Genomic DNA, 6,135 nt, shown 5'->3' with positions numbered 1-6,135 from the left:
AGGTCCTGCATCGAGAAAACCGACTACCCGTTCCCGGAGGAGTTGGTGCTGTCAACACCGTCCCGGTGAACGGTTACTCTTGAACATGCTGTAGGGAGTCTGTCCTTCCATCATCCTGCCCTGATGTGGCCGCTGGGTGTTGTTGTGCGTCAGGTAGCTGTCCAGGTCGTCTGCCCTTGATACGGAAATGTTCATCCAGCAGGGGCGATGCAGTAGCTCGATAAAGCCGCTGCTCTAACCCCTCACAACGGGATTGATGTGAAAGAGGCTTGGCAAGCCATCAGTACCTATCCCGACTTTACCCTTGAGTTGGATTGTAATTCAGGCCGCTGTCGCCGGATTTATCGGGATTACCATTATCGAAATGGAAGGTTAGGGGAAAATATGGCCGATGAAGCGCCTTTTACAATAATGAAATAGTGGGGCATGATCGTCCTTCCGGTCGCAATGCGGCCCCATCCTGACAGGTCATCACATGAAACAGTCATCCGTTCTTGCTCTGCTCACCCTCTTTTCCATCTCGACATCTCCTGCCGCATTGGCTTCCGACAACGGCTTTACCGCCTTTGCATGGGGTGACAGCATCAGCAACGTTTCTCAGAAGAACATTGCTTTCAAGCCAAGTGCAATCCAGCTGGGGGGGGGGCAGAACAAAATGCTCAATGGAACACCAAAGAAACCAGAGTGGGGTTTTTTGGGCGAACAAGCCACCGCCCCTTATCGCTACTCCTTCTTTCAGGGAGGCCTGTTCGACATTACGTTCACAGTAAAGGTTTACAGATCCAACGACCTTGCCACGGTCAGTCAGGCCAAAGCTGACTACGCTACTCTGAAAGAGCGGATTGCACAGCACCTCGGTCGTGTCGAGAACATCGCTGAATCATTTGATCCCCAAAAGCCGTTCTTCTCCTGTATCTATGATGAGAACTGCGGCTCCTATGGAGTCAGCTTCATCAATGCTGACACGCAAACCGTCCTCTTCCTGACAGGCTCTGAAGACGGCAAAGGCAGTGAACTGATGGTGACGGTGAAGAAAAAGCAGTAAGGCTTCAATCCTTTTGCTCATTAGTTGCAACGGTACAGACTTGAAAAATGGCATCTATGCATAAGGGGCACTGAATCGCCATCGATTTTCGGTGCTGTAGGGTTAAAAAAGGAATATTACTATGAAAGTGGAAGTCATGGACCCGACCAAACAGGTTATCGATATTCTCTGTGATGTTTGTGGTTGCAGTACGAGAACTTCGTGTGGCACGCAGGAATACGGTACGTTGGAAGCCAACTGGGGTTACAGTTCTGTGCACCACCATGGTGAACGCTACCAGGTGTATTTGTGTTAAGACTGTTTTTTTCAGACGCTGGCAAATTGAAGGTAAGATCATCGTTTGCAAAACATGTTCTCAGAGAACTATCAACCTGCAGATCCTGACACCTTTGGGCGAGTTAAAGAAAATCAGGGATTTATCTAAAAAATATTACAAAGACGGTAGGGGAGGGATCTTACTGATACCAGTAAATGTTAATAAAGTAATTAATAGTACAGATTAACCAATGCCAGAAAGAAGACGACGCATTTCTTCTTCAGGATCATATTTTTTGGCGGATTCTTGGGTCTTTAGTGTGTGGTTTATTTTACGAGTTAGACCAAGATGCGTATTGTCAAAATCTTGCTGGCAACGATCAAGTGCCCGTTCTATAGCGATCTGTGCCGTTACTAAGGCTTTACCTGTTAGTATTTTCTCCACCTTGTTTAAGGCCCCTTTATACATAACCTCAAGGGTCTCTTCTGATTTAGCTCGTTTGAAACGAATTACCAGGTCATCATACTCAAATGACAGCACACTTATCTCTTCGAGAGAAGCTACTTTGCCATTAGTGTTTTTGTGTATTTTCATGAGTATATAGTCTTATGTTTAGATATAATTTACAACCTACATACAGCCTTCGAGTTAAACATTAATTACATCCTGATGTTTGCATTTCGCCCGACTCATTAGTAGTTGATTCAGATGAGGTAGTATATGTTATTATGTCCTACATGCAATAATCATATTTAAGTTTTAAAGTATGCACTGAGCAGTTTAATTTTTTATGGAATAATGCCATTTTTAATTTGGCCGATAAGATCCATAACAGCCTCAACTCCAGGAGGGGTGCTCAACATTAGTATGGGACTCTCATCACCCAAGGCTCTGGAAGGCGACTTAAGCCACTGAATTGCAGTTGAAACATCTCCATCAAAAAGCTGCAAAGCCGCATCCAATGTCCTTATGAATACGTATAGCCTCATGCTTTGCTCTGATGATAAAGCGTTCTTTCTTTGTATTTTTCTCTTGGTAAGGGTGACATAGCTGATGTTCGCTAATTGGCAAATCGTGATTTCATCGATCTGCGTTATGATGGATAGTTTTTTTACGATCTCATATGAGAATCCAGCTAGAGTCTCTTTGTGTGCATCAACAGGCTGCTTAGGCAATGACAATGTGGCCAGAAGGCCATCTGGCTTTCCAACTAAATTCTTGGGGGGGGTGTATGAGGTTCCGACATTCATAGCTGCCTCGTGTGTATCACAAAATTCATATTATATAGACAGTGGATTACCACCCTATTCTAGGCACACTTCCTGTTCAGGTTGTTTAAGCGACTTCCCCATCAGGTAATGTGCCACATTGAGCGTAGATGGCAACATTGCCGCTATCCTATACGAAATATCAACCTAGCGAAGATTTTCCGTTGATATGAGCAAGGCGCAGCTCCTCGGCGCCGAGCACGAACTCCGGGCTGTCGGTGAGACGCTCGACTGCCAGATCGATGAAGCGGCGTACCCGGGCGGGCTGGGCCGCGCGGCTGCCGTAGTAGAGAAACAGGCTGTACATATCTGTCATGTGGTCGAGCAGCAGGGGAACCAGGCGACCAGCGCGAATGTGCGCCGCCGCCGTCGGTCCGGCGATTTGGCCTATCACTTCACCCGCCAGCACGGCGCCCAGCTCCACCGTCTCGTCATTGGTGGAGATCGCCGGGCGAACGAGATGATCCTGCACGCTCTCACCAAGCTTTACATGCCAGGGAATAAGGTGGCCGGTGCCGGCATGACGAAACACGCTGCAGCGGTGCACGCCCAGATCGTGCAGCGTTTGCGGCACCCCATGTTTGCGCAGATAGGTGGGAGAGGCGCAGATGATGAGCTGCAAGGGAAACAGGCGGCGTGCGATCAGCCCATCCTGTGGCGAGAGGCCGATCCGCAAACCCACATCGACGCGCTCCTCCACCCAGTTGCCGATACGGTCATCGAGCTGCACATCCGGCTGGACCTCGGGGTAGAGCCGGCAGTACTCGTCCAGCACTGGGCCGATGATCATCTGCGCGACCGAGCGTGGTCCCACGATCCGCAGTGGGCCGGCGAATGCTTCTCGGGTCTGCCTCGCGGCTGACAGCGCCTGTTGCAGGCCAAGCAGGGCGGGTTGGGCTGCCTCCAGAAAACGCTGGCCCTCTTCGGTCAACGACATGCTGCGGGTGGTGCGATGGAACAGCCTCACCCCGAGATAGGTCTCCAGTTGCCTCAGTGCCTTGCTGGCGGCTTGAGGGGAGATCTGCTGGGCCTCGGCTGCCTTGCTGAGGCTGCCCAGTTCCACCGTGCGCACGAAGGTGGTGATGGATCTCAATTCGCTGATCATGGTCTTTCTCGTCGATTTACATCATTTAGTTGTAACTGATTCATCCATTTGCCGTCTAGTTCGATGTTTGTTGCCCATTTATAGTTCAGCTCATCGACAAGCCTCCCGGCATGAACCCAGACAGAGAGACGAGCAAGATGGACAATTTCAGCTTTTACAACCCGACCCGGATCGAGTTCGGCACCGGCAAGGAGCGCCTCATCGGTGAGATCCTGGCCCAGCACGGCATCAAGAAGGTGCTGCTGGCCTATGGCAGCGAGCGGATCAAGGGTGATGGCCTCTTCGCCACCGTGAGCGCCAGTCTGAACGAGCAGGGGATCCCGTTCGTGGCGTGCGGCGGCATCGTCAGCAACCCGCTCATCTCCAAGGTACGTGATGCCATCGCAGTGGCGCGGGAGCAGGGGGTCGACGCCATCCTGAGCGTCGGCGGCGGCTCCGTGCTCGACAGCGCCAAGGCCATTGCCGCAGGGGCCTTATATCAAGGGGATGTCTGGGATCTGTTCGTCGGCAAGGGGCAGATCGAGGCAGCGCTGCCGGTGTTTGCCATCCTGACCCTGGCCGCCACCGGCAGCGAGATGAACAGCGGCGCCGTGGTGACCAACGATGACACCAAAGAGAAGTTCGCCATCAACTCGGTGCACACCTTCCCGAAAGTCTCCATTGTCAATCCGGCGCTGATGCAGACGGTCTCCCGCGACTATCTGGTCTACTCGGCGGCGGACATCATCGCCCATTCCATCGAGGGCTACTTCACCGCCAAGGTGCAGCCGAAAATTCAGTCCCGCCTGGTGGAGTCCGTCATCGCCACCGTGCTGGAGACCACTGAGCAGTTGCTGGCGGATCCCGCCGACTACAACGCCCGCGCCGAGTTCGCCTGGGCTGCGACCCTGGCATTGAACGGCTTGACCTATGCGGGGACTTCGGGTTTTGGCTACCCCAACCACATGATCGAACACGCGCTCTCCGCCCTGTTCAATGTGCCCCATGGCGCCGGCCTGTCGGTGGTGATGCCCGCCTGGATGAGGTGGTTCCAGGGCCAGAATCCGGCTCAGTTCGAGCGCTTCGCCCAGCAGCTGTTTGGCTTGAACACCGCCGAAGAAGGCATTGCCGCCCTTGAAAAATGGTTCGACAAGATTGGCACGCCGACCCGCCTCTCCCAGCTCGGCATCACGGAGGCGGACCTGCCCGCCATCCTGGAGAACCTCAAGGGCAACGCCCGCTGGTTTGGCCTGGCCGAGACCTACACCCAGGACGTGCTGGCCACCATCCTTCGCAATGCCATGTGAGTGGCGGTGCCTCCCGGTCCTGTGTCAGGACTGAACCGCGCGTCGCCAGCCATCACACCATGGCGCTCTCCAAGGAGAGCGCCTTCCAGGAAAAAGGATCCATCATGCAAACACGTACTTTGGGTAACAGCGGGCTGGCAGTGTCGGCCATCGGTCTGGGCTGCATGGGGCTGAGCTTTGGCTATGGCCCGGCCACGGACAAGGGGCAGGCCATCACCCTGATCCGCCGCGCCCATGAACTGGGGGTGACCTTCTTCGATACCGCCGAGGCTTATGGCCCAGGCGATAACGAGCTGCTGCTGGGGGAGGCACTGGCCCCGTTCAGGGACAAGGTGGTGATCGCCACCAAGTTCGGTTTCAAGCACGGCAAGACATCGGAGGGGCTGGACAGCCGCCCGGCCACCATCCGCGCCGTGGCGGAGGCGTCGCTGCGCCGCCTCAACACCGATGTGATCGATCTCTTCTACCAGCACCGGGTCGATCCCGATGTCCCCATGGAAGAGGTGGCTGGCACAGTGCGAGACCTTATCCAGGAGGGCAAGGTGCGCCACTTCGGTTTGTCCGAGGCCGGTGTCGACTCCATTCGTCGCGCCCACGCCGTGCAGCCGGTGGCGGCGCTGCAGAGCGAATACTCCCTCTGGTGGCGCGAACCGGAGCAGGCCATCCTGCCGTTGCTGGAGGAGTTGGGTATCGGGTTCGTCCCTTTCAGCCCCCTCGGCAAGGGCTTCCTGACCGGGGCCATCAAGGCCGATACCCGTTTCGATGACGCGGATTTTCGCAACATAGTCCCACGTTTTACCGAGGCAGCGCGCCAGGCCAACCAACATCTGGTCGAGGTATTGAGCGACCTTGCGGCCAGCAAGGGGGTGACGTCTGCCCAGATTGCGATCGCCTGGCTACTGGCACAAAAGCCCTGGATCGCCCCCATTCCCGGCACCACCAAGCTGCATCGGCTCGAGGAGAACCTGGGCGCAGCTCGGGTGGCACTGAGCGCCACCGATCTGGGAGACATCCAGCGTGCCCTGGTCGGGATCAAGGTGGAGGGGGATCGCTATCCGTCACACCTGCAGCACAACGTGGGTCGCTAAGGCCGGATCCACAACAGGAGTCTCATGAATGCAGAACCCCTCTGTTCTCTCTCGCGCCGTCCCAAGGGGCCGGCGCTCTGTCTGGTT

The 6,135-nt window shown here is 54.8% G+C and carries 6 protein-coding genes and 1 pseudogene; 3 read left to right on the top strand and 4 right to left on the bottom strand.

Translation table 11 applies throughout. From position 1 onward, the window contains the following. Positions 1 to 51 precede the first annotated feature (51 nt). Positions 52 to 234, bottom strand: a pseudogene (locus PG898_RS19805) (IS481 family transposase); the annotation flags it as partial. 241 nt (positions 235 to 475) lie between these two features. On the opposite strand from PG898_RS19805, the gene PG898_RS19800 reads away from it, so the two are divergent. Beyond that, positions 476 to 1,045, top strand: coding sequence for a hypothetical protein (locus PG898_RS19800; RefSeq protein WP_049637150.1), 570 nt, complete (start codon positions 476 to 478; stop codon positions 1,043 to 1,045). 499 nt (positions 1,046 to 1,544) lie between these two features. Here the strand turns inward: PG898_RS19800 and PG898_RS19795 are convergent, their stop codons facing one another. The 3 genes from PG898_RS19795 to PG898_RS19785 all read right to left on the bottom strand — a co-directional run bounded on the left by PG898_RS19795 (position 1,545) and on the right by PG898_RS19785 (position 3,674). Further along, positions 1,545 to 1,895: a hypothetical protein gene (locus PG898_RS19795; protein ID WP_155418876.1), complete on the bottom strand. Its 351-nt coding sequence runs from the start codon at positions 1,893 to 1,895 to the stop codon at positions 1,545 to 1,547. A 194-nt stretch (positions 1,896 to 2,089) separates the two neighbouring features. Then, complete coding sequence (locus PG898_RS19790) at positions 2,090 to 2,551, bottom strand: antitoxin Xre/MbcA/ParS toxin-binding domain-containing protein (RefSeq protein WP_049637329.1); 462 nt, start codon at positions 2,549 to 2,551, stop codon at positions 2,090 to 2,092. Between the two features lie 160 nt (positions 2,552 to 2,711). Next, complete coding sequence (locus PG898_RS19785; RefSeq protein WP_080988768.1) at positions 2,712 to 3,674, bottom strand: LysR family transcriptional regulator; 963 nt, start codon at positions 3,672 to 3,674, stop codon at positions 2,712 to 2,714. A 137-nt stretch (positions 3,675 to 3,811) separates the two neighbouring features. Between PG898_RS19785 and PG898_RS19780 the strand changes: the two genes are divergently transcribed. Together PG898_RS19780 and PG898_RS19775 are read left to right on the top strand one after the other, a co-directional pair. Continuing rightward, positions 3,812 to 4,960: an iron-containing alcohol dehydrogenase gene (locus PG898_RS19780; protein ID WP_049637330.1), complete on the top strand. Its 1,149-nt coding sequence runs from the start codon at positions 3,812 to 3,814 to the stop codon at positions 4,958 to 4,960. Between the two features lie 104 nt (positions 4,961 to 5,064). Further along, positions 5,065 to 6,048 carry an aldo/keto reductase gene (locus PG898_RS19775; protein WP_049637352.1) on the top strand — a complete coding sequence of 328 codons (984 nt, stop codon included), beginning with the start codon at positions 5,065 to 5,067 and terminating at the stop codon, positions 6,046 to 6,048. Positions 6,049 to 6,135 lie beyond the last annotated feature (87 nt).

The sequence above is a fragment of the Aeromonas sp. QDB31 genome (genome assembly GCF_027707605.1).
Taxonomy (GTDB): Bacteria; Pseudomonadota; Gammaproteobacteria; order Enterobacterales; family Aeromonadaceae; genus Aeromonas; species Aeromonas media.
The sequence above is the reverse complement of the archived record's forward strand: the minus strand, read 5'-3'. Positions and strand labels throughout refer to the sequence as shown.